This window comes from Bradyrhizobium algeriense (assembly GCF_003062295.1).
GTDB lineage: Bacteria > Pseudomonadota > Alphaproteobacteria > Rhizobiales > Xanthobacteraceae > Bradyrhizobium > Bradyrhizobium algeriense.
Genome location: NZ_PYCN01000042.1, coordinates 17,494 through 40,241 on the forward strand (window position 1 = coordinate 17,494; position 22,748 = coordinate 40,241).

Below are 22,748 nucleotides of genomic sequence, written 5' to 3' on the forward strand. Positions count from 1 at the left end.
CGAACTCATGGCGGCGATCAGAGGCCGTCCCGCTCGGCGGCTTGAGGTGGCCGGCCGAGTTGCCGAGATTGGCGCTGCAGTGCTGGAATTTATCGCCGATCACGTGACGCGCCGATCTCAGTCCGATAAGGCCGAAGGCGTTCGTATCACATTGCGTGCGGAGGCTATCGAGCAGAAAGGCGCAGGCCGATGCGCGCATTTCTCCACCGCAGAATGCTGTGCTGTGCTAGTTGGGCACCTCGCAGGGGGGAATAGGACACCTATCAGACGCCTGCAACAGCATCGCCCGCAGCAGCTTCTCCGGCGGGATCAACGACCGCCCAATCGGCGAATAGAGCGACGCAAGCTCGCGCTATAGCGCCGACAGCGCCTCGCTCCCGATGGATGATCGCAGCGCGTGATCACGCCGCACCCGCGCCTCCAGGTCAACGTAGCTGAACAGCTCGCCAGTTGATTGTCGCCGCCGCGCACGCACGATCTCCGTATCTCATCGGAGGCAATGAATCCCGCTCGCCGGTAGGCGGCGAGCGCCTTTTTCAAAGCCTGCTAGACTGGTACCTCAACACAGAAGTCTTGACTGGTCGGTTTGGCATTTCCAAGAGGGATAGCTGCTCAGGAGCGACCAGCATTTCGTTGCTGCGCGGCGAGCCGGGCTGCCGCGTCATGAGACCCGCTCGTTTCAGGGGCAAGACCATCTGGTGGACCGAAAGTGGGACCCCGAAGTGCCGTTGAATTCCAAATGTACGCGCGTGTAGAGCCCCGACAGCCTTCAGCGAGCTTTGCTCCTCGCGCCCGTCAAGAATGGGGAGCGGAGGAAACTTCGCTCCTTTCCCTCTCGGTGGAACTACGCGCTCTGCAGCTCACCCGCTCGAGCAGTGTCCCCCGGTTTCCTCGCGCGAGCATCGCTCGACATCATCTTGCATGCTCCGCCCAACCAGCGACAGCACGGGCCCATGATCGAACCCGGCGCATCTTGCGCCATCGGCGTTGATCAGCGGGCGCCTTATCAGGAGCGGATCACTCAGCATCAGCGCGAGTGCGCTCGCCGCGTCGCTTGTTTCGGGATTAATTTCGCCTGACTTAATACGCCGCGCGGCGCGGTTGAACCAGGATGCGACCGGCGTATTGCCGAAGAAGCGTCGCAGTTCCTCCGCACGCCACGGTTCCTTCAAGATATCCTTGGCAATCACGTGGTGGCCCGCGGCCTTCAGCGCCTGCATCTGGCGCGCGTTGGTGGCGCAGCCGGGTTTGTGATAGAAAATGATCGTCGTCATGGCGCGGGCCTATTTGAGCACACTGAGCTGCACGACCGGCGTGACGCCGCCGCGTTCGAGAATGGTATCGGCCTTCTTGCGAATGGTTTCCAAGGTCAGCGGCTTGACCAGAACGCCGTGTGCGCCGCCCTTGACGGCTTCGACCGCGTCGGCCTCGTCGGATTTGTCGCGATGATCAGGATCTGAGCGTCGGGAAAATGGGCCGCCAATTCGCCGATCACGCCGGCCCCTCTTGCTTAAAATAAGAGGCTCCGAGCAACACCACATGCGGTTTTAACCAATCGATGTCCCTGGCAAAGGCCTCTTCTGGCGTTGCAAGCTCATGCGTCTCGATCTCATCATGCAGCATGAATTGCAATGCCGCGCGGGTGATCTCGTTATCGTCGACCACGAACACCCGTCGCAGGTCCACTGCTTTCGACGTTTCTACACCAATCTGCACTGTTGCTCTCCTGAAAATCCGCTCCGACAAAGCGGCTTGCAAGAGCGTTAGCAATTTCTGTTCCGTGCATGAATGCATTGAAATGGCTCGCGCTAAGCCGGCGTTTTCCCGTTTTGATGCTAGCGATCCTTGTCCGGCTTCTGACAGCGGCACGAATCCTGTCACGTTCAAAACACCTGGTTTCATCCACCGGCTCCCGAATTTTTCAAAGTGTAATCAGAAACTTAGAGAGCGTGGACAGGGTTGGCACGGCGGTTGCTATCAGGATGCAGCAACACTGACTGAGGGCTGAGTGCACGCAGACGCGCAAGACGAGCGCTGCTCTCCTTCCCTTGAACCCGTGTGCCTCGTTTCTGAGCGAGAAACAAGCTCGCGCGCGAGGCAGCGCGCAATCTTTGGCAAATTGGTTGATGGAGAGCAACATGGCTTCACTGAGACAAATCGCGTTCTACGGCAAGGGCGGTATCGGCAAGTCGACCACCTCGCAGAACACGTTGGCGGCGCTGGCCGAGATGGGCCACAAGATCCTGATCGTGGGCTGCGATCCCAAGGCGGACTCGACCCGCCTGATTCTGCACGCCAAGGCGCAGGACACGATTTTGAGCTTGGCGGCGAATGCCGGCAGCGTCGAGGACCTGGAACTCGAGGACGTGATGAAGATCGGCTATCAGGACATCCGCTGCGTCGAGTCGGGTGGTCCGGAGCCGGGCGTCGGCTGCGCCGGCCGCGGCGTCATCACCTCGATCAACTTCCTGGAAGAGAACGGCGCCTATGAGAACATCGACTACGTCTCCTACGATGTGCTCGGCGACGTCGTCTGCGGCGGTTTTGCGATGCCGATCCGCGAGAATAAGGCGCAGGAGATCTACATCGTTATGTCTGGCGAGATGATGGCAATGTATGCCGCCAACAACATTTCCAAGGGCATTCTGAAATATGCCAACTCTGGCGGCGTGCGGCTCGGCGGCCTGATCTGTAACGAGCGGCAGACCGACAAGGAACTGGAACTGGCGGAGGCGATGGCCAAGAAGCTCGGCACCCAGCTGATCTATTTCGTGCCGCGCGACAACGTCGTGCAGCATGCGGAGCTGCGCCGCATGACCGTGCTGGAGTATGCGCCGAAATCCCAGCAGGCCGATCACTATCGCAATCTCGCGACCAAGATCCACAACAATGGCGGCAAGGGCATCATCCCGACCCCGATCTCCATGGATGAGCTCGAGGACATGCTGATGGAGCACGGCATCATGGAGGCGGTTGACGAGACCATCATCGGCAAGACCGCAGCCGAACTCGCAGCCGGGTAAAGGACACACCGACGGAGGCCGGCCTTCCCAATGCTCAGTAAGGAGGTCGGCGTTCCGGCGAAAAATGTCGTGACGAGCATCACGATGCAGCGAAGCATACTTGATCACTGTGGAAAGATCGGCAACCCATGTTCGAAGCGCAATTGTTTCCGCTTATGGCTGCCAGAGCGACTGAAGCGAACGGTGAGCGGCATAGGGGAATTGCGACCTACCGCCTGCTCACTGGGGCGGACCCCGTAGATGCCGACATAACCAGTGACAGCAATTTCGATCGCCACGTGCTGGCGTCTATTCTAGCGGCCGCCACGATGGATGGTGGTCTGGTTTCCGAGAAGGTCGGTCTGTCCAGCCATGAGCTGGCCGCGTTGCTGGAGCAGTACTTCCCGTCGATCCGGATAGACGCGGAGGAGTTGCTCTTGCGTTTCAAGCGCAATGAGAGCGACGAGGCCGCAATGTTGCGTGATCTCCTGCTCGCGCAACGCTCGACCGAAGGGGACATCGGCAACTGGTTAGCTGGGATGATCGCGCGTCGCGCGATCGAGCCAAATCACTTGTGGGAAGATCTCGGATTGCGCGGTCGTGGCGAACTATCCCGGCTGCTAGGCCGCCATTTCGCGCCGCTGGCCGCGCGCAATACCAATAATATGCGCTGGAAGCGCTTCTTCTATCGCACGCTGTGCGAGGACGACGGCCTTGTCATGTGCACGACGCCGGTGTGCACGCAATGCAACGACTTCAACCTCTGCTTCGGCGATGAAAGCGGCGAGAGCCGCATGGCCGAGCGCCGGCGGGAGGTTCTGCTGCAGGCGGCTGTCCCGGTTGCGGCCGGCACCTGGCCAATGTGAGCGACTTCGGATGGATCGTCCGTTGGCCAGACTTCCGGACGCCGGGGATCGCGCGGACTTCGACGAGGTGCAGGTGGAACCGGCCTCCGCCCCTCTCAGCGGGCAATGTCCCGACGCCGGCTGGAAGGATGTGTTGCTCAAGGCCGGGCTGCGACCGACGCGCCGGCGCCTGATCTTAAGCGAGCTGTTGTTTGCCAGAGGCGCCCAGCATGTCACCGCAGAGATGCTATTTGCCGAGGCGCGCGAGACCGGTTTCCGATCTCATCGTCTACCGTCTACAACACTTTGAACCAGTTCACCCAAGCCGGCCTGTTGCGTCGGATTTGTCTTGATGGCTCGCGATCGTTGTACGACACCAACACCTCGCCGCATCCGCATTATTATCTGCACGGCGAGGATATCCTGCTCGATATTCCCGATGCGGATCTCCTGCTTGTGAATGTGCCCGAGCCGCTGCCAGACCACGAAGTCTCCTGCGTCGATCTGATCATCCATCTGAGCCGCAAGCGGAGTTGATGCCATCCCATCGCGCCATGACGTAAGCGGACGCGTCGACTTCGCCACTGTCGCGTTTGCGACAATCCGGCTGGTGCCGAAAAATGTGCGCTTGTCCAACGGCTTGTGGCGGGTGCCGGCGTGGCATGCACATTGCTCAAGCCTTGCTTTGCCAAAGCCAACAAGGAGCCTCCCATGATCGCCGCCGCCTCTGCCAAACAGTCATGGTCCGAGACGGCATGGGGAAGTCCGATCGTGCTCAACGACACGACGCTGCGCGACGGCGAACAAGCGCCTGGCGTTGCCTTCACCACCGACGAAAAGGTGGCGATCGCGCAAGCGCTGGCGCGGGCCGGAGTCACCAAGATCGAAGCGGGGACGCCCGCGATGGGCAGTGAGGAGATCGCCGCCAGCCGCGCCATCGTTGATGCCGGTCTCCCGCTCACCACCATCGGCTGGTGCCGGATGCGTGAAGCCGATGTCGATGCGGCAATCGAGGCCAAGGTGCCGATGGTCAATGTCTCGATTTCGGCTTCTGGCGTCCAGATTGCCGCCAAGCTTGGCGATAACCGCGAACTAGCGCTGGAGCAGGTGAGGCGGGTGGTCAGTTATGCGCGCGAGCGTAGGCTTGAGGTTGCCGTCGGCGGCGAGGACTCCTCCCGCGCTGACGTCGATTTTCTCATCAAGCTGATCGCCACCGCAAAAGCCGCCGGCGCAAAGCGCTTTCGTATTGCCGATACGCTCAGTGTGCTCGATCCGGACTCCACCTATGCGCTGATGGCTCATTTGCGCGCGACCACCGATCTCGAGCTCGAATTTCACGGCCATGACGATCTCGGGCTTGCAACCGCCAATACGCTCGCCGCTATCAAGGGTGGCGCGAGCCACGCCTCGGTGACCGTCATTGGGCTCGGCGAGCGGGCGGGCAATGCGCCGCTGGAAGAAGTCGCGGTCGCGCTCAAACAGCTCTACGGGCGTGACACCGGCATCGTGCTGCCGGAACTCGAGAATGTCGCCGCGTTGGTGGCAGCCGCGGCTGCACGCACGATTCCTCTGAACAAGGCGATCGTCGATGAGCATGTATTCACCCACGAATCCGGCATTCATGTCGATGGCCTAATGAAGGATCAACGCACGTATCAGTCGCTCGACCCCAATTTGCTCGGTCGATCCAACCGTATTGTGATCGGCAAGCATTCCGGGCTGTCGTCGATCACCACCCTACTTGACGAATTGCAGCTCGCCGCCAGCGCCGAGGACGCAAGACAGATCCTGTCGCGGGTGCGGAAACATGCCATCGAGCACAAGCGGCCGGTAGCGTGCGAGACGGTGGTGGCGATCTGGCGCGACGTCTGCGAGCGCTCGTTGACCAATGGTGCGTGAGGCGGCCATGGTCGGCATCATTACCGCCGAAACCGCCGGCGTGCCGCGCAAGCCCTCGCTGATCCGCGAAGACATAGGCCATGGAGGCGATATGCAGCGCCGCCTACGCGAAGCAGCGTCGCAAGGAGATGACCAGCCGGAGCCGGGTTCCGACCACAGGCCGGTCGACCTAACCCAAAGGAGATTTTTCGATGAGCAACACACAGGCGGCAGTCGGCATCCTGGATCGACTCAACAAGGCCTCCTCGGCCGAAGATTTTTTTGCGCTGCTTGGCGTCGATTACGACCCCAAGATCGTCAACGTCGCGCGCCTGCATATCTTAAAGCGCATGGGACAATATCTCGCCAAGGAAGTATTCGAAGATGGCGCGGAGGCCGAGGTCACGGCGCGGTGCAAGGCGGTGCTGGAGCAGGCCTATGCCGACTTCGTGGTGTCCTCGCCGATGGACCAGCGGGTGTTCAAGGTCTTGAAGGATGCGGTCGCGGAGCCCAAGAAACCGGCGGCCTTCGTGCCGTTGAGCTCGCTGAAATAGCCTCATACATCAGTTCAGATCTGCCTCAAGCCATGTCGGCGCGGCGCGTTGTGCCATCTTCCTCTTCATGCAGATCAACTCTGTACAGCAATGCGCGAAGCGGCGCTGTCGCATTCGCGACGTATGTCGGAATTGTATTGTCGGCGACGTTAACGGCCAGTCTTTATTTTCTCAAGTCATTGAATGGACGTCTAATTTTTGATGGCCCCAACTGGTACGGCACTTGCTGTTCTCTGGCCAAGTCCGTCATTGGTGCCGACTACACAGAATTGTTGCCCTCCGAGATGAGATTTGGAGCAAGACCAATCATGTTGCCGTTACTGCTCGCCGCTCGCGCCGGCATCATCTTATGGGTCACGCTCGCGTTAATGCCGTTCGAAGTTGTCTTTGACGCCATTGACGCTGGGATTGACCGTGAGATGGCCGCCAATGGATAACTCGCGTTCCGCTACTTCTGGAGAAGGCATGCACAGTATCGTTTGCACCAAGCAGGTTCCCGATTCCGCGCAGATTCGCGGTCTAACCCGTGACCAACGCCATGGTGCGTCAGGGGGGCGAGCATCATCAACCGATACGCCTTGTTCGCGCTCGAGGCCGCGCTCCAATCGCGTGACAAGTTCGGCGGCGAGATCGCCGCGCTCACCACGATGGACGCGGAGCGCCGTGCCGAACGCGGCGTGCAGATGTTGCGCACAAAGCTGCCCTGCCTGGTCAGCCATGGCGGAAGCAACCAGCCAGATTTGCCGCGCCGTGATGACCGCCGCCCTGCGCGCGGCGCTAGGGCCGGTTGTAAAATGGAGCGCGCAGGAGGCCGGCGTCGAGGAGTCTCGAAATGCGTCGTGCCCGGCTCGCCGACCATCGTCAAGCGCGCCTTTGCGCCGTCGCCACGCGCCGAGAGGGCGGGGCGGGTGGAAGCCGCCAAGCAGCCGACGGAGGTGCTGATGAAAGCCATCTTGAAGGGTCAACCCAAGCTAGAGACCGATCTTGTGGCGCAGGCGCGCAGGTTCTGAGGGGAATTCAACGCTATGAGCAACATCACCAAAGCTCCTACGCCGGCCGCGGGCGGCCGCGCAGGAATCAAAAAAGAATTGCCCGAGCAGTTTAAGGCCTACAAGCACATCTGGGTATTCGTCGAGCAGGAGCGCGGCCAGGTGCATCCCGTCTCCTGGGAACTCATGGGTGCGGGCCGCAAGCTTGCCGACAAGCTGAAGGTTGATCTCGCCGCGGTCGTCATCGGCCCGGAGGCCGAGACCACGCGCAACGCCGCGCTCGAATCCTTCTGCTACGGCGCAGACCTAACCTATCTCGTGACCGAGAATGTGCTGTCGGAGTATCGTAACGAGTCCTACACCAAGGCGCTGACCGATCTCGTCAACACCTACAAGCCAGAGATCCTGCTGTTGGGCGCCACCACGCTCGGTCGCGATCTTGCAGGCTCGGTAGCTACTACGCTACTGACGGGTCTCACCGCCGACTGCACGGAGCTCGACGTCGACGCGGATGGTTCGCTTGCGGCCACGCGTCCGACCTTTGGCGGATCGCTGCTTTGCACGATCTACACCTTGAATTACCGGCCGCAGATGGCAACCGTCCGCCCGCGCGTGATGCCGATGCCAGAGCGTGTCGCGCGCGATGCCGCCCGCATTATCATGCATCCGCTCCGCCTGCTCGAAGAAGACATCGTCACCAAGGTGCTGTCCTTTGTGCCGGACCGTGATTCGGCCAAATCCAATCTCGCTTATGCCGACGTTGTCGTCGCCGGCGGGCTGGGGTTGGGCTCGCCTGAGAGTTTCCAGCTGGTACGGCAGCTCGCCGCCGTGCTCGGCGCCGAATATGGCTGTTCGCGTCCGCTGGTACAAAAGGGCTGGGTCACCTCGGACCGGCAGATCGGCCAGACGGGCAAGACCATCCGGCCAAAGCTCTATATCGCCGCAGGCATTTCCGGCGCGATCCAGCATCGGGTCGGCGTGGAGGGCGCCGATCTAATCGTCGCCATCAATACCGATAAGAACGCGCCAATCTTTGACTTTGCCCATATCGGCGTCGTCAACGACGCTATGCACCTGTTACCAGCGCTGACGGCCGCATTTCGTGCACGGCTTTCACCGCATTCGCGCGACCGGATCGCGAGCTAGAGGAGGTTGTTGTGATCGAGGAGAAGTTCGATGCAATCGTGGTCGGCGCCGGCATGTCGGGCAACGCGGCGGCTCTGGCCATGGCTCAACGCGGCATGAAGGTGTTGCAGCTCGAGCGCGGTGAATATGCCGGATCGAAGAATGTTCAGGGCGCAATCCTCTATGCCGACATGCTCGAAAAGCTGATCCCGGACTTCCGCGATGACGCGCCGCTCGAACGTCATCTCGTCGAGCAACGGTTCTGGATAATGGACGATCGCTCCCATCTCGGCGTGCACTACCGCTCCGAAGACTTCAACGAGGAGCGGCCGAACCGGTACACGATCATCCGCGCGCAGTTCGACAAATGGTTCTCCTCGAAAGTGCGCGAGGCCGGCGCGACCGTGCTGTGCGAGACCACCGTCACTGAGCTCGCGCGGGACGCCCATGGGAAAGTCATCGGTGTTCGTACGGATCGCCGCGACGGCGAAATCCACGCAGATGTCGTGGTGCTGGCCGAAGGCGTGAATGGCCTTCTCGGTACGCGTGCGCGCCTGCGCGAGCGGCCCAAGCCCGACAAGGTGGCACTCGCAGTTAAGGAAATGCACTTTTTGCCGCGTGAGACCATCGAGGCCCACTTCAATCTCAAGGGCGACGAAGGCGTCGTTGTCGAAGCGGCCGGCACCATTTCCAGTGGCATGACCGGAATGGGCTTCATCTATGCCAATAAGGAGTGCATCTCGATCGGCATCGGCTGTATCGTCGCCGACTTTCAGCGCACCGGAGAGACGCCATATGGGCTGCTCGACCGCTTCAAGCGTCACCCGTCCGTGGCGCCCCTGATCGAGGGCTCGGAGGTCAAGGAATACTCCGCGCACCTCATTCCTGAAGGCGGCTACAAGGCGATCCCGCAGCTCTATGGCGATGGCTGGGTAGTGGTGGGCGATGCGGCGCAGCTCAACAACGCCATTCATCGCGAGGGCTCTAACCTCGCGATGACTTCGGGCCGCATCGCGGCGGAAGCGATCGTCCAGGTGAAATCGCGCAGCCATCCCATGACCGCGGCAAATCTGTCAGTCTACAAGAAGATGCTGGACGACTCCTTCGTGATTAAGGATCTCAAGAAGCACAAGGATATGCCGATGCTGATGCATACCAACTCGCAAAACTTCTTTCTCACCTATCCGCAGCTCGTCTCCAGGGCGATGCAGAATTATGTACGCGTCGACGGTACGCCGAAGGCTGAGAAAGAGAAGGTGACATTGAAATCCTTTGTCAATGCGCGGTCCTGGACCGGTCTATTTGGCGATGCATTCCGCCTCGCCCGTGCCTGGCGCTAACCAGCCAAAATCGAAGCCAAGGAAGCTGAAGTATGAATGTTGAGACATCAGTGCGCGTCGAGGACAAGCTGTTCTACAACCGCTATCTCGTCGACGTCGGTCGTCCCCACATCAAAGTGCGCGCACACACGAAGCCATCCCCGCAGCTGCTTGCACTTTTAAAGGTCTGCCCGGCGCGCTGCTATGAGCTCAACGACAAGGGGCAGGTCGAGGTCACCGTCGACGGCTGCATCGAGTGCGGCACCTGCCGGGTCATCGGCGAGCCCACCGGCGACATCGAATGGAGCTATCCGCGCGGCGGATACGGTGTGTTGTTCAAGTTCGGATGAGAGCTGCACGGCAGGCGTAGTGTGATCGCCCTTTTATTGAGACGATCTCACGGCAGATCCATGTCTCCGCGCCCCGCTTGTGAGAGAGGCCGAATCGATGGCGGTAGCTGGTGACGTGCCCGGCGTACGGAACGGTCGCGGGAGCTTTGCCTTGCATCAGATTTCCTAGCTTTTCTGCGCGCCATCATTGGCGCGCTGATTAGAAAGACCTGGATCTTCCCGCCGCTGCACGCGGGAGAACCTCATGTGCGTTGCTCTCGCCTCGTCAAAGCCTGATCCAACGCAGCAGGCGGCGCCGCGAACGCCTGTTTGGTGGGAGCCGGCGCCGGTACGCGGCAGCAGCCTATCTCATCAAGGAGGGCGGGACTATCGGGCGAGAATGTCGTCCCTTCGAGAAGACGGAGCAGTTCGGTGACAGCAGCCATGCCCATGACGAAGGATGGCTAGGTCATGCGCGGCGGGGCGCATGTTCGAGGAGAATTCCACTTGCACCTACGAACTGCTGACCTCCATTTCGCTAGAGCAGGCATCCGGCCAAGTCGGCGTAGGAAGAACTGATGGAGGACCATGAAGAGTTCTTCTGGAATAAGGCGCGCCAGCTTTCGGGCGGCGAGATCGTCAAGGTGTCCAGTTTTGGTCTACGCGAGAAAGATGGGCTCGAGCTGATCGCCCCGCTGCACCGCCACTGATCAACGGAGCGAAGCAAGGAACATGTCATGGGACGTGTGAACGAAAAGGTCATTCTGGTAACCGGCGGAGCTCGTGGGATGGGTGCAGCTCATGCGCGCCTGCTTGTCGCTGAAGGCGCCAAGGTCGTAATCACTGATATTCTTCATACAGAAGGAGAGGCTCTCGCGGCTGAACTGGGCACTTCCGCCGTCTATGTGCGTCAGGACGTCACCCGGCCGGAGGAGTGGGCTAGGGCGGTCGCGACCGCCGAGAGCAGCTTCGGCGCGCTGCATGGGCTGGTTAACAATGCTGGAATCGCCAGCATGGCCCCGATCGAGCAGTTCCCGCTCGATCAGTGGAACAAGGTTATTGCCGTCAATTTAACCGGTGCGTTCCTTGGAATGCAGGCGGCCCTGCCGGCAATCCGGCGCGGGGGCGGAGGTTCGATTGTCAACATCTCGTCCGTCGAGGGGCTGCGGGGCACTGCCGGGCTTCATGCCTATGTTGCTTCCAATTTCGGCGTGCGGGGCATAACCAAGTCTGCTGCGCTGGAGGCCTCGGCCTCGGGCGTCCGCGTCAACTCGATCCATCCCGGCTTCATCACCACGCCGATGACCGAGAGCTTCGATCCCTCCATTTTCCCCATTCCGCTGGGACGGGCAGGCCGGCCGCAGGAAGTGTCGCAGGCAGTCTTGTTCCTGCTCAGCGACGAGTCCAGTTATCTTACCGGTTCCGAGATCGTCATCGATGGCGGTCTGACGACCGGCGTCCCACACAAATGGCTGGCGCCCGAGTATTTCTTTTGATGAGCACCAACTGATCGTCCACGCCAGTACAACACGACGGCGCGGTTCGTCGTGTCAGCTCTCGGGATCTTCGGAGGTGGTGTCTCAGTTTGAAATTAGACCACCCAAGTGCGGTGCCTCTTCTCGGCTTCGACCGAAAAGGCAAGTTTTGTCGGCTCGCAGTCTGCGACTTTGCCGTGAACGAATTTCAGGCAGAAATTGAGCTTGTCCAAAAGCTCTTCGGCGGCCGCCACAACGTCCGACATGCCGGATAGTGATCGGTGGTGATAAACCGCATTCCGCGCCTCCCGCACCTTCTCAAATTTGGCGGTGAAGTCGGCTGCACTTAGCGGATGGAATTTTGGGGAGAATACCGCCCAGTGTTCCTCAACAAGCTGCCGTATGTGGGCCAAATGACAATCGTGCATAAACTCGTAGCCGTTCGCCATTGCATCAATCGGCCCATTGGGGAACTGCTTGCCCTCAATGTCCAAGATGACCGTGCCGATTCTAAAGGCCGCATGGCGGGCTAGTGGAACGCCGCCGATCTGGGCAATATTCTTGGCTCTCCCGCCCCTCTTTAGCTCCTCGTAAATGGCGCGCCACCACCGTGGATGCTTGTAGTGCTGCTCTAAGGTCACTGCGACGGTTGAGCGCAAAGCGTTCTCGAAAGAGTGAAAGACCGGGAACAGCTGGGCGTGTTCAGCCACTTTGCGGTTATATACGGAGAAGATCGCCGGTCGCCAATCATTCGGGAGGTATTTTAGTATTTCACCCTTGGTTCCCTCCTTGACTTCGATCAGTGAGGCCTCAAGTAGGTAGGGACTTACAAGGGTCAAATCAGACTGAAAATCCTCAACCTGGCTGGGCGTTGGGGAGAACGGCAAATAGTCGGTAAAGAACTTCGTTAAAAATTCGTAAGAGATATCTGGCATTTAGACTGCGACCGGCTATTTTTTTAAGGAACTTGACAGGGGAGCACGAGTTAGCGATAAACCTGACCACTCCGGGAGTGATGGCGCGTTGCGACATTTGCCGTTGGGCCGCTACCTGAGTCTAAACATCTTTGAAAGAGGCTCCCGCATAGGGGGCCTCTTTCGCCGTTTAAGCCCTCATAACTTGATGAGATGAACAAGCGATTTCTTCAAGACCGAGACGACGATTGCGGAAACCGCTGTAAGTCCATTCTTTTGTTCGGTCGCGCTGCGGGTCATTCTTCCGTCCCGGCCACCGATCACTCAGCCGCCGCGCGCAGGGGCGGTCAAGGCTCGCCGCGTTTGCGGCCACCGCAAGGCTTGGCCTTGACCGGCCCGAGCACGGCGGCATGCTGGCGTGGAACGGGATTGCATTCCTGGCTGGCACTTGCCGTCAGCGGCGATTATGGTTGTCGGGCGCGGGCGACCTCGTGGCGAAGCGTGACGCATCGGCTGCAAGCGTCACCGGACTGCCTATTTTGTCCTGCCGAGCTGAGGCGCCCGCGCGCCGGATTTTGGCCGCCGCGGTTTCCATTGTGACACGAACCGTTCGTAGCTTTGCTCTGCCTGGGCGGCAATCAACATCTCGCGGTCGCGCAGCGACTTGATGTTGTAGGCATAGGCTGGTCCACGCCGGTTGCCTTTCTGTTGCGGATGTCCGGCTTGAAGTTGCATCGCGCGGGTCTTGTTGGCGACCAGCGCTGGGCGCGCCCACAGGTAATCTTCGCCCCTCGTCAACAAATGCCAGCAGAGCACAGTGAGCTTGCGAGCCACGGCCACCGCGGCGATCTGATGGCCGCACCGGGCGCGGATGCGCACGAAAAACGCATGCAGTGGACCGGGCGCCTTGGCCGCGGCCCAGGCCGCCTCAACCAGCATGGCGCGCGCGTGAGAACGGCCGATCTTGCTGATGCGACCGTGATGGGCGACTCCCAGTCCCGACTGCCGCACCCGCGGGTTCAGCCCGAAATAGCTCACCAGCTTCTGCGGGCAGCTGAACCGGCGGATGTCGCCGATCGCCGCCACGATCCCGGCGGCGACTGCCAGATTCACGCCGGTGATCGTCATCAATCTGTTGACCGCGGGATCGTCGCTGGCGTCCTGTGCGATCTCGCGGTCGAGCAGGGCCAAGTCTTCGGCCAGCCGGTCAAGCTCACGAACGTGCCGGTCGATCGCTGCGCGCTCATCGTCCGGCAACTGTTGAGCGGCCAGCCACGCCCGGCCGCGGGCGTTGAAAAGATCGGCGTGCGGGCACTTTGGGATCAGGTGCGCATGCAGATCGAATGCACTTCATTCTTGAGCCGCGTGCGATGCCGCACGACCTGGTAGCGCCGCGCCACCAGCCTGCGCTTGCGTTCGGTCGCCGCATCAGGCGTCCAGATCTGCGGCAGGTAGCCCGCTGCCTGCAGGCTGGCGAGTGTACCGGCGTCGATCTTGTCAGTCTTGACGTGCGCCTGAGCGATCGCCTTCACCTGCAACGGATTGGCGATAATCACCCGCGCCACGAATGGCGCCAGCACCCGCGACACCGCCATGCTATTTCCGGTCGCCTCGATCACCACTTCATCGGTCGACCGCAGACTCTTGCCCATCCCTTCAAGGGCGGTCCGGGTCATGTCGACCCGACCGGCATGTCGAAGAATGCCATCTTCCCAGATTACCACCTCGCCGAAGGTTCGGTGAACATCAATACCAATCACGCGTCGAATCTGCGCGTCCTCCCTTCTGTTGGTTATAGCGGGAGCGGCGGGCGACACGACAACTACGGATTCGCGCTCACGGCGCAACCGGGCGAGTCGCAGAGGCGGCCAGCTACTAACACGAGCTCTCGGCTCATCGTGTGTATCGGCCTGCCCGCACTTTGTGCTCCCGGTGCCTCTGTCCCGATGGTCGCACCATACGCCACGATGTAGAACACCGCAGCGGAATCTTGGCACCGAGAAATCTCATACCGGTTACCAATCCATTGAAAGCGTGTTCGCGACCGTGCGGCACAGAACCGTGCGGACGAAAGGATCACTGTCGTCAACGACCGCCAGGCTGATGGTGTTCAAGCTGGTTATCGCCGCATCAAAGACTTGGCGGCGGCTCAAAGGCACAAATCAGTTGCCGAAGGTGATTGCAGGTGTCAGATTCAACGACGGCATCGAGGTCATCCACATGCCGGCGAACCACGCCGCCTGATCGCCTCGTCACCCAAAATCCCGCATAGCTCGAGCCCCGGCTTCCGAGAGGAAGTCGGGTTCTTCTTACCCGCCACAAATCGCAGGATCGCGGCCAGGTCACGCCGCAGCACGATGGCGAGTTGTTCCGCTTCGGGCACAAGCGTCACCTGATCGACCAAGGTACGGAGCACCTCCGCCGCCTCGGCTTTCTCCTCTTCGCTCTGCAGGCTTTCATAAAGTGTCAAGACGCGCTGCCGATAGATGTCCGCCATATTCGAGTGCAAGATCGGCGGGGGTTCGACGGTTGATACATACCATCTTTGATGCGGTGATGATGCCTCGAATCTGCTTTTCAACTCTTCCCAACTCGCTCCGCCAAGCATCCTGATCGGTTCAATATGTCGAAAGCCGTGATCGACGATCTCGATGCTGAGATCCGTTCCCGAAGCGGCTTTGCGCAGGATCGCACCCGAAGAAGAGCGCTTGCTTAGCCTCCAAGGAGAGGAAGGATGAATCCGTGGTTCGAAATACTGAAGCGTCATGCGAGAAATCGAGTGCCCGTCCACGACCTACGAGCAATACCGCGCGCGCTTGACTGAAATACTGACGCCAAAGTCAGCGCGCGATGATCGCGGCGAGAATGGTAGAGGAGTCGAAACAGCTCGGACGGGCGAGGCTGGCTCGTCGCCAGATCTGGGTCGCAGCGGCCCGCCTGGCCATTGATCCCGGTCCGCGGTGTCCCTGTGCTATTTGTCTTCAGTATGGAAGCGTCACCGGGGCGCATCATATTTATCCTTTGTCGTTTCATTCGATGACGGCTTGACGGAGCCAGTACAGGAATTCTGCTAGTTGCCCGACCCGTCACAGCCTCATGCACGAGATAATCGAGTCTCTTATGGCGACTCGGCAGCCGCGGCTGGAGGGCGTGCCGTTCGACGAACGGGGGAGGCTGGATAAGCTCGGTGTATGTGGAACTACGGCAACGGCCGCGTGGAAAGGGGAGGGGCTGTCTCGCAAATGGAAGGCTCGATGGCGCGTGCGAGCAAGCCATCTTTGCGCTTCGAGGGCTGGTACGTACGGCACGGCGCCGTTGCATCGGCGACCATCACATCGAAGGCCGCCACCGCAGCCACCTTCCAAACGGGTCAGGAACTTCGAGGATGGCTCAACTCGGAAGCCGTTGCGGCATAGAGCGCGCAGCTGAATTGGCCGACCGCAAAGACCAAAGCGATGTGGGCGTACTTTGCAGCAAGGCTTTATGCTGTCCGAGTACCGCACCTGGATGGCTTTGCCGATGCCGAGGCGAAAGTGACATTGCTCGGCGCGCTGCCGCCGGCAACACCAGTCCAGATTCATCACTGGGCCGGTGAGTCATTCTATTCTCGGTCGATGCCGAGCCGCTCGACACTGTGCGGACCGCACTTAATCCCGGGACGGTCGGGCTGTTGCGCGCCTAGGTGTTTCAGGATTGTCGGCCGGATCGACATCAGCTACCTGGGCCGGTCGATCTGTCCGGTGCATGATGCGCTAAGATGTTCGCGCCGGTCTCGCTCGCACGTTCTCGATGTTTTCGACGAAGCTCTTGACCAGATCGGCCGTATCCTGAACGAACGCCTTGGTGAAGACCTTCAGCTCGTTCCCGTTCTTGTCGAACCCGTTCCGGTGGACACAGTTATGGCGCAGCATCACCGCCTTGAAGAGGCTCTGTTTGTCGTTGGCCAGGCTCAGGATACGAATGCCAAGCGCAATGTTGTAAAGAACATCGACCCTAGCGAGATTGTGATACTGGATCGAGCGAAGGTGCTCCCGAACTTTTCTCGCGACGAGCCCTTCGCAATTTCGGCGAGCGTGAACTTCTCCTTCGCAAGATCATCATCCTGATCGATTAGGCGCTGAAAAGCAGCTGCATCAGCCTCGATCTCGTTTTTCAACTTGTCGGCCAGAAAGGCTTCCATTGCAGTGATCTGATGCGAAAAGATCATACGATTGACCAAGTGGCCCCCGCTATCGCTTCCATGGTCCGCGAGCAAATCGCCGGGATGGTGATAGGAGCTCATGAAGATCGAGAAGGGGTTATCGGGGACAGAGTAATCGACCCATTCATCAGGCTCGGGTCCGCCGTGCTCGAGGCCGTAGTCAAAATCCTCGATCACCTCATGAGGCCCGGCGTTTGTCTCATGATAATTCTCGAGACCGACCGGATACTCCCAAAGGCCCCAGGTCAGCTCCCCTAGGCTAAGGCTAGGCTGGCTCGAGGTCGAATGCAAACGCTGCAACACCCGGGCTAGCCTGCCGCTCGATGCCATCCGCCGGCCACGGGATACGCCGATCTGGAAGCTGGATGCCTCGTTAAAATGCCGGTCCTGCCGCAAGGGTCGTTCGGCGCCGCCGGTGCGCATGGATCAAGCTGGCGAAGGCGCGGGCGATCTCGTCTTTTCGATCGCCGCTCGCTGAATGGAAGCTGCCGGCGGGAAGCGCTTGAACGACCTCCGAGAAAAAATGGCCAAATCGGCAAAATTCACCGGAACTTTGAGTGGTCCATCCTTTTAACGGTCGGATTGTCCTGTTACCTATTGCGTAACGATTCATGGTTTATTACCTTCTAGGTAACGGGCGGCCCCCGGGCATGGAATTGGACTTCTCGAGCAAAAAGCTCCGTCGACAGATGGAGTCCGAGGCAGAGCTCAAAAAGGCTTTCGGGCAGCTGGCCAAGCCCATCCAGATGCGACTTGGCGTGCTGGCAAACCCCGACTTTGGCGGATGTCCCCCCGCACGCCGCCTGAGCGGTGCCATGAATTGAAGATGAACCTTGCTGGTCGCTTCGCCGTCGTGCTGAAGGATAACTGGCGCCTAATTTTCCGGCCCGATCATCAGCCGGTGCCAACAAAGGAAGATGGCGGAATTGATCCATTGAGGGTAACGGCGATCATGATTGAAGCGGTCGACGACTATCACGGGAAGTAAGAAGCGAAGAGCTGGTCACAATTTGAACGAGGGTAAAGAGATGGCTAGATTCGGAGCGGCACAGAAGAAGGCCTGGTCGCCTGACTGGGCAGTCCATCCTGGCGAACATCTGGCAGAGCATCTAGCGAGCAGGGGCCTGTCGCAGGCGGAATTTGCGCGTCTGGCCAACATGACGCCGAAGCTGGTTAGCACCATTCTAGGTGGCGCGAATCCGGTGACAGCCGAGACCGCACTTAAGCTCGAGCGGGTGCTCGGCACGAAGGCTGATATTTGGACCGGCCTTCAGGCTGACTGGGATTTGCATCAGGCAAAGGCGGCCAAGGAAGTTGAAGCAGAACAAGCAAAGGCGACCTTGGCTCGCTTCCCCGTGAAGGTGTTGAAGGAACGCAAGATACTCCCGGCCACAAATGAGCCGGCCCGGCTTTTCGATGGCCTTCTCCAATTTTTCGGAGTAGGCGGCATTGAGGCATTCGACGCCCGTCTGGCGAATATGGCTGTACGTCACCGTCAGTCCAAGGCCCATAAAACGTCCCCGTATCACGTTGCAGCGTGGCTTCTTCTGGGAGAGCGGCAGGCGCGCGCGATGGATATTCCTGCATATGACGAAGGAAAGTTTGCGGTTGCAGTTCGAGAGATTCGCACACTCACCGTGAAAGACCCGGAAGAGTTCTATCCCCGGATGGTTGAGTTGTGCCGTGGTGCGGGGGTTGCGATGGTTCTCGAAAAGCCGATCGAGAAGACGTGCTTGTATGGCTCCGCGCGATGGATCGAAGGCAATCGGGCGATTATTCAAATGTCTCTACGCATGAAAACTAATGACCACTTTTGGTGGACATTTTTTCATGAAGCGGCGCATATCACCCTGCATAAGGGGAGAGCGTTCGCGGACGATCACGGCGGCGAAGGTGATGGATTCGAAGATGAAGCCGATGCATGGGCTGAAGACATATTGGTCGGAACTGAACGCTTTGCGGCGTTCAAGGCTACGCGACCGCGATCAGCGAAGGCCATAGTTACATTCGCGGGCGAGTTAGGGATACACCCCGGTATAGTCGTTGGAATGCTTCAGCATCACAGGGTGATTGACTTCAAACATTTCCACCACCTCAAAGCTCGCTATGAGTTGAAGGATTGAGGTCAAGGCAGGCGCGCTTCTGGGCCAGTCCGGTGGAGTCCAGCATGCGGCTTCGTGATCCGTTTCGTTGTCTCCTGCCTCACCGGGAATTGCTGGGCTCGTAATACGCCCACATCGCTTTTAGGTGTTCGCTCTGTAGCCGCGCATTGTTGCGCATGATCCGGACGTCGCCGACCACCTGGCCGAAGGCGAAGAGGGCAACCGCCGGAATAGATAGGCCGATTGCAATCATGAAGACGATAACGCTAGCGCCAGCGCTCGCTACGGAAACGTTCAAAGGCGTTGGGACGCTCAACGTCAGGAAAAGTACCAGCCAAACAAAAGCGAGATAAACGCCGGAAACGATCTTTAGGAAAATAGCCATATCAGCCCCCTGAAAAGACAGTCTGATTGTTCCGCAACCGTGAGGCGAGGGCAATAGGCCCGCGACTCAAAAGTTGGCTCTCTTCGATTTTGGAAGGGCTGTGGCAGGGACCGCCACCGCTCCGCCGCGACTCAGGCTCTGCATCTGCCGGCGCAATCACGCGCAATGGTGGAGCTGAACATGACAATGGAAGCCTGTGCCATCTGTCCGCACCAAAGCGATTGTTCGAAGGTCGGCAGTTGCCTCACAACGCGCAATATCTCGCCGGCCATTCAAACCAATTCCCACGTCTGATGACGCTGGCGCAAGCCAGTCAGTTCATGAAAGCATTACGCGCCGGCCGAACGCTAAGACGCATCTGCGGCGGCGGGAAATTTGGTCCGGCAATCGCATCGCCTACGAAATTTCGCAAGCACTGCAAGCTCTATCCGGAGTGGGGCGCGGAAGCCAAGCGGCTTGCTATTGCGAAATGCAAAAGGCGACGGACAAGCTGAAAGGCGCACATTATAGCTCCCGCACACATTGCCGGCGCGGCCACGAGTTTGCAGTGCATGAGCTATCTTACAAAAATCATGTGAACGGGAGGCAATATCGCTACTGCAAGCTCTGCAACAAGATCAACGCACGACAGGGCAGCAAGCTGCCCGATGAAATCGTTGAGAAGGTCAAGTCGTTGGTCCGCTCCGGAAACCCACTGAACTTATTCACTTCGGGCGGGAAGCCCGGATACTTGTGCAGATTTGCAAGTGTGAAGCTGCTTCGTCAGGAGGTGGGCGCAGAACGACGCTTACGAACGTGCCGCGACCGAGCCAGATTCTCGCAAGTTCAACAGTCCGGATCAGGGCGGATTGGTTACAATCCCGTACTTCCGAAGCGCGTAGCCGATCTGGCGCAGGCTCAGGCTTGCCGACCAAGACCTTGGTACGAGCCTTGCTTGATCAGGGGGCAAGACCATGTGCTTCGCGCCGAGCGGGCGAATTACTTGCGCTTGGTGTCTGGCTCCAGACACGGATGTCTTCAACCAGACACGGTTGAACACACAACAACACGCAGCATCGAACGACGACAGTAGCCATCGTGTCGTTGAAGGAGAGATAGCATGTCCGGTATTGCAGGCGCTTTTCTGTTGCCTTCGAGCCGTTCACAAAACACGCCTTATGATCGGCTCAAGCACATGGTTCCGAAGCTTGGTAATCGTGGACGGGCTGAGTACGGCGTTGCCGCGTTCATGCGAGCAAAAGGGTTTCAATACAAACGATCTGTCGACCACCACGCGAATTCGCAACGATTGATGATCACAATCCGAATTTCAGGCCGCATGTAGCGATTGCACATATCCGGCCCCCATCTTCTAGGGAGAACTATGACGGCGAGGTCCAGCCCCTTGACAACCATAAGGCCGGCCACAGCCATTTGAGCCTTTGTTTTAAACGGGGCGTTGGTGAACGCTGAAGGACTTAGGGAAGAACTGCTCACCCACCAGGCTTGGTAGCACAACCGATGCAGAGCTACTGCTCAAGCTTATTGAGGGCATTTGTCAAAGAGAGTATTGGCAGCACGCTCTGCCGGTCAATTACGAGAAGGTCTTTCGTGACATTGATGCCCGCGTGGATGGAGCCGTCAGTGCACTTTTGTTGGACGGCGAAGGCAATCTGACTGCATTCCGCAATCGTAACGGTTTCCCCATGTCGACGGCGAATACGTCGCCCGCATGGAGGGCGTGCTCGATCTCTATTCCGAGGCGCCGGATCCCGAGCGGCCGCTGGTCTGCTTCGACGAGACCCTCGTCCAGCTCATCGGCGAGGTGCGTCAGCCGATCCCGGCCAGGCCCGGACGGCGCGAGCGTACGATTACGAGTACCGCCGCAACGGCACCGTCAATCTCTTCGTCACCTTCGATCCGCATCGCGGCTGGCGCAACGTCAAGATAACAGACCGCCGCGCCGCCGTGGACTACGAGCCCTGACCGTCGGTCAGGTTGCGCGGATGATTTCGATTAAGGATTGAACCATGGCCATGGCGAACTTCATGGACCGCGCGGCGTCGGCGGCGTCGCGGGTGTTGACCAACTTCAAGATGTCGACGTTCGAGGAGAGGCTTACGGCGCAGGTGATCGGAGTGTTATTCGACGGCGCAGCCGTAAAGTCGCCCGAAGGCAGCGCCAGCCTCGATTTGATCATCAGGTTGTTGACCCGTCTCTACCCGACGATTGCGCTGCGGCCGCTCGATGCAAGGGCGAAGGATCACGTTCCCGCGCTCGAGTTCTTGGCGAAGTCCATCAATCCCGAGATCGAGGTCGCCAAGACCAGGAAGGCCGTCACAGTTTCCGTGGTCGTTGGAAGCAGCCCGCCGCGCACTAACTGTCCAACCTTCTTTATCGGCTCGGACGGATGGAGAGCTAAGCTTTCGAGCCGCGGTCTGGTTGGCTCCGGCGAGTCGATGAATCCGTTCGGTGCGGGAGCTGCGTCATGCTTTGCCGCAGCCAACGTCTTTCGGACGGTGTTTGCCGAACAGCTGGACCAGGGCGACGCGGACGAACTTATCGACCTGTCGATGCTGACCTATGCTCAGGGCGCTCATGACTCCGGTCCGGGCTTTGAGGGAACGGATATAGGTGAGACCCACCTCGTCGGTCTCGGCGCCATCGGGAATGGCGCCATTTGGGCCTTGGCTCGCACGGTGGGTCTTAAGGGATAGCTCCGTCTGGTGGACCATGAGGAGGTGGACCTCTCGAATCTGCAGCGCTACGTGCTGGCCGGCCAATGTCATGTTGGCTCACCAAAAGTGGATCTCGCGCGAGCCGCCTTCGCGGACACGGCGATGAATGTGTCGGCGCATTCTGCCAAATGGGACGCCTATGTAAACAACCGCAACGATTGGATGTTCGAAAGGGTCGCTGTGGCATTGGACAACGCTCCGGATCGTATTGCCGTGCAGGGAGGGTTGCCGAATTGGATCGTAAACGCTTGGACGCAGGAGATCGATCTCGGCGTCTCGCGCCACGGCTTCGATGACGGCCGTGCATGTCTGGCCTGCCTTTACTTGCCACACGGGAAGATAAAGGACGAAGACGAGAAGATAGCTGAGGAGCTGAGGATCACGGAAGCCAAACAGGAGATCCGGGTTCTTCTTCAAACGAATAGGCCGTTGGATGCCGGTTTCCTCGAGCGCGTTGCGAAGGCCTTCGACATTCCTTCGGAATCCCTTCAAGAGTTTGTTGGGCAATCCATCCGATCGTTTCACCGACGGGCAATCTGAGGCGGGGTCGTTATGCGCCTGACGGATGGAGCGCAGCCCGTGAAAGCTGTTGTACCGATGTCATTTCGGTCGGCTCTTGCTGGCATAATGCTGGCGGCAGATCTCGTGAAGCACGCTTCGGGGTTTGAATATGCCGACCACGAGCACACGGATCAACCTGCTTCGTCCACTCGCCGCGCATCTTCACGATCCCAAGGCGAAAGACACGTCAGGACGCTGCATCTGCGCGGACCGGGATTTCCTAGTGTTCTGTCACTGACATTTGAATCCCAACTTGTCGCGAACATGATTCACTCGCGGCATGGGAAACGACTTGATTGTACTTGATCGCAAGGCTCGCAGGGAACTGGAGCAATTGCTCACCGATGGAAAC

Annotated in this window: 22 protein-coding genes and 6 pseudogenes; 20 read left to right on the forward strand and 8 right to left on the reverse strand. The window is 59.4% G+C overall.

Translation table 11 applies throughout. The features are described 5' to 3' along the window. Nucleotides 1–268: 268 nt before the first annotated feature. The 3 genes and pseudogenes from C7G61_RS46470 to C7G61_RS37795 form a co-directional block, all read right to left on the reverse strand. Nucleotides 269–471: pseudogene (locus tag C7G61_RS46470) on the reverse strand (transposase); the annotation flags it as partial. 389 nt (nucleotides 472–860) lie between these two features. Beyond that, nucleotides 861–1,274 carry an ArsC/Spx/MgsR family protein gene (locus C7G61_RS37790; RefSeq protein WP_108522738.1) on the reverse strand — a complete coding sequence of 138 codons (414 nt, stop codon included), beginning with the start codon at nucleotides 1,272–1,274 and terminating at the stop codon, nucleotides 861–863. Nucleotides 1,275–1,283: 9 nt separating this feature from the next. Continuing rightward, a pseudogene (locus C7G61_RS37795) lies at nucleotides 1,284–1,716 on the reverse strand (response regulator). A gap of 422 nt (nucleotides 1,717–2,138) precedes the next feature. Between C7G61_RS37795 and nifH the strand changes: the two are divergent. The 13 genes and pseudogenes from nifH (at nucleotide 2,139) to C7G61_RS37850 (ending at nucleotide 11,537) form a co-directional block, all read left to right on the forward strand. Then, nucleotides 2,139–3,023, forward strand: a complete 885-nt coding sequence (nifH, locus tag C7G61_RS37800; RefSeq protein ID WP_057853693.1) for a nitrogenase iron protein — start codon at nucleotides 2,139–2,141, stop codon at nucleotides 3,021–3,023. A gap of 128 nt (nucleotides 3,024–3,151) precedes the next feature. After that, entirely contained in the window at nucleotides 3,152–3,868 is a 717-nt protein-coding gene (locus C7G61_RS37805) for a nitrogen fixation protein NifQ (RefSeq protein ID WP_108522739.1), read from the forward strand. 22 nt (nucleotides 3,869–3,890) lie between these two features. Then, on the forward strand, nucleotides 3,891–4,157 hold the full coding sequence (locus C7G61_RS46475; RefSeq protein ID WP_244608662.1) for a hypothetical protein: 267 nt from the start codon (nucleotides 3,891–3,893) through the stop codon (nucleotides 4,155–4,157). Nucleotides 4,158–4,213: 56 nt separating this feature from the next. After that, nucleotides 4,214–4,384 carry a hypothetical protein gene (locus C7G61_RS46485; protein ID WP_244608664.1) on the forward strand — a complete coding sequence of 57 codons (171 nt, stop codon included), beginning with the start codon at nucleotides 4,214–4,216 and terminating at the stop codon, nucleotides 4,382–4,384. A gap of 174 nt (nucleotides 4,385–4,558) precedes the next feature. Next, nucleotides 4,559–5,746, forward strand: a complete 1,188-nt coding sequence (gene nifV, locus C7G61_RS37815) for a homocitrate synthase (RefSeq protein WP_108522740.1) — start codon at nucleotides 4,559–4,561, stop codon at nucleotides 5,744–5,746. A 191-nt stretch (nucleotides 5,747–5,937) separates the two neighbouring features. Further along, on the forward strand, nucleotides 5,938–6,279 hold the full coding sequence (gene nifW / locus C7G61_RS37820) for a nitrogenase stabilizing/protective protein NifW (RefSeq protein ID WP_108522741.1): 342 nt from the start codon (nucleotides 5,938–5,940) through the stop codon (nucleotides 6,277–6,279). 137 nt (nucleotides 6,280–6,416) lie between these two features. Then, complete coding sequence (locus C7G61_RS37825) at nucleotides 6,417–6,716, forward strand: hypothetical protein (protein WP_108522742.1); 300 nt, start codon at nucleotides 6,417–6,419, stop codon at nucleotides 6,714–6,716. A gap of 28 nt (nucleotides 6,717–6,744) precedes the next feature. Continuing rightward, a pseudogene (locus tag C7G61_RS37830) lies at nucleotides 6,745–7,289 on the forward strand (hypothetical protein). A 15-nt stretch (nucleotides 7,290–7,304) separates the two neighbouring features. Continuing rightward, on the forward strand, nucleotides 7,305–8,414 hold the full coding sequence (locus C7G61_RS37835) for an electron transfer flavoprotein subunit alpha/FixB family protein (protein WP_108522743.1): 1,110 nt from the start codon (nucleotides 7,305–7,307) through the stop codon (nucleotides 8,412–8,414). A gap of 11 nt (nucleotides 8,415–8,425) precedes the next feature. Then, nucleotides 8,426–9,733 (forward strand): FAD-dependent oxidoreductase, encoded by a 1,308-nt coding sequence (locus C7G61_RS37840; RefSeq protein WP_108522744.1) that lies wholly within the window; start codon nucleotides 8,426–8,428, stop codon nucleotides 9,731–9,733. Nucleotides 9,734–9,765: 32 nt separating this feature from the next. After that, nucleotides 9,766–10,062, forward strand: a complete 297-nt coding sequence (locus C7G61_RS37845) for a ferredoxin family protein (protein WP_028350609.1) — start codon at nucleotides 9,766–9,768, stop codon at nucleotides 10,060–10,062. Between the two features lie 557 nt (nucleotides 10,063–10,619). Continuing rightward, on the forward strand, nucleotides 10,620–10,751 hold the full coding sequence (locus tag C7G61_RS47120; protein WP_274542306.1) for a hypothetical protein: 132 nt from the start codon (nucleotides 10,620–10,622) through the stop codon (nucleotides 10,749–10,751). 27 nt (nucleotides 10,752–10,778) lie between these two features. After that, the gene (locus C7G61_RS37850) at nucleotides 10,779–11,537 is read left to right on the forward strand and encodes a glucose 1-dehydrogenase (RefSeq protein WP_108522745.1); all 759 of its coding nucleotides are present in this window, start codon (nucleotides 10,779–10,781) and stop codon (nucleotides 11,535–11,537) included. A gap of 95 nt (nucleotides 11,538–11,632) precedes the next feature. On the opposite strand, the gene C7G61_RS37855 is transcribed toward C7G61_RS37850, so the two are convergent. Further along, entirely contained in the window at nucleotides 11,633–12,451 is an 819-nt protein-coding gene (locus tag C7G61_RS37855) for a hypothetical protein (protein WP_108522746.1), read from the reverse strand. A gap of 513 nt (nucleotides 12,452–12,964) precedes the next feature. Continuing rightward, a pseudogene (locus tag C7G61_RS37860) lies at nucleotides 12,965–14,181 on the reverse strand (IS110 family RNA-guided transposase). A gap of 274 nt (nucleotides 14,182–14,455) precedes the next feature. Between C7G61_RS37860 and C7G61_RS37865 the strand changes: the two are divergent. Continuing rightward, nucleotides 14,456–14,674, forward strand: a pseudogene (locus C7G61_RS37865) (IS256 family transposase); the annotation flags it as partial. Here C7G61_RS37865 and C7G61_RS45145 read toward each other — a convergent pair. Together C7G61_RS45145 and C7G61_RS37875 are read right to left on the reverse strand one after the other, a co-directional pair. Continuing rightward, on the reverse strand, nucleotides 14,643–15,197 hold the full coding sequence (locus tag C7G61_RS45145) for a hypothetical protein (protein ID WP_190242157.1): 555 nt from the start codon (nucleotides 15,195–15,197) through the stop codon (nucleotides 14,643–14,645). The pseudogene C7G61_RS37865 and the gene C7G61_RS45145 sit on opposite strands and share 32 nt — an antisense overlap. A 1,182-nt stretch (nucleotides 15,198–16,379) precedes the next feature. Beyond that, nucleotides 16,380–17,054: a hypothetical protein gene (locus C7G61_RS37875; RefSeq protein WP_244608663.1), complete on the reverse strand. Its 675-nt coding sequence runs from the start codon at nucleotides 17,052–17,054 to the stop codon at nucleotides 16,380–16,382. 403 nt (nucleotides 17,055–17,457) lie between these two features. Between C7G61_RS37875 and C7G61_RS45150 the strand changes: the two genes are divergently transcribed. Together C7G61_RS45150 and C7G61_RS37890 are read left to right on the forward strand one after the other, a co-directional pair. Continuing rightward, entirely contained in the window at nucleotides 17,458–17,619 is a 162-nt protein-coding gene (locus tag C7G61_RS45150; protein ID WP_190242158.1) for a hypothetical protein, read from the forward strand. 40 nt (nucleotides 17,620–17,659) lie between these two features. Continuing rightward, nucleotides 17,660–18,754, forward strand: coding sequence for a HigA family addiction module antitoxin (locus tag C7G61_RS37890; RefSeq protein ID WP_108522753.1), 1,095 nt, complete (start codon nucleotides 17,660–17,662; stop codon nucleotides 18,752–18,754). A 79-nt stretch (nucleotides 18,755–18,833) separates the two neighbouring features. Here the strand turns inward: C7G61_RS37890 and C7G61_RS37895 are convergent, their stop codons facing one another. After that, complete coding sequence (locus C7G61_RS37895) at nucleotides 18,834–19,118, reverse strand: hypothetical protein (protein ID WP_108522748.1); 285 nt, start codon at nucleotides 19,116–19,118, stop codon at nucleotides 18,834–18,836. Nucleotides 19,119–20,217: 1,099 nt separating this feature from the next. On the opposite strand from C7G61_RS37895, the gene C7G61_RS44190 reads away from it, so the two are divergent. From C7G61_RS44190 to C7G61_RS37910, 4 genes and pseudogenes are all read left to right on the forward strand, one after another. After that, complete coding sequence (locus C7G61_RS44190) at nucleotides 20,218–20,442, forward strand: hypothetical protein (protein WP_145963759.1); 225 nt, start codon at nucleotides 20,218–20,220, stop codon at nucleotides 20,440–20,442. A 357-nt stretch (nucleotides 20,443–20,799) separates the two neighbouring features. Further along, nucleotides 20,800–21,074, forward strand: a pseudogene (locus tag C7G61_RS37900) (transposase); the annotation flags it as partial. 71 nt (nucleotides 21,075–21,145) lie between these two features. Further along, a complete protein-coding gene (locus tag C7G61_RS37905; protein ID WP_190242159.1) occupies nucleotides 21,146–21,814 on the forward strand; it encodes an E2 ligase fold family C protein in 669 nt (222 codons plus the stop codon). A gap of 9 nt (nucleotides 21,815–21,823) precedes the next feature. Then, entirely contained in the window at nucleotides 21,824–22,375 is a 552-nt protein-coding gene (locus C7G61_RS37910) for a ThiF family adenylyltransferase (protein ID WP_190242160.1), read from the forward strand. The last annotated feature ends 373 nt before the right edge of the window (nucleotides 22,376–22,748 follow it).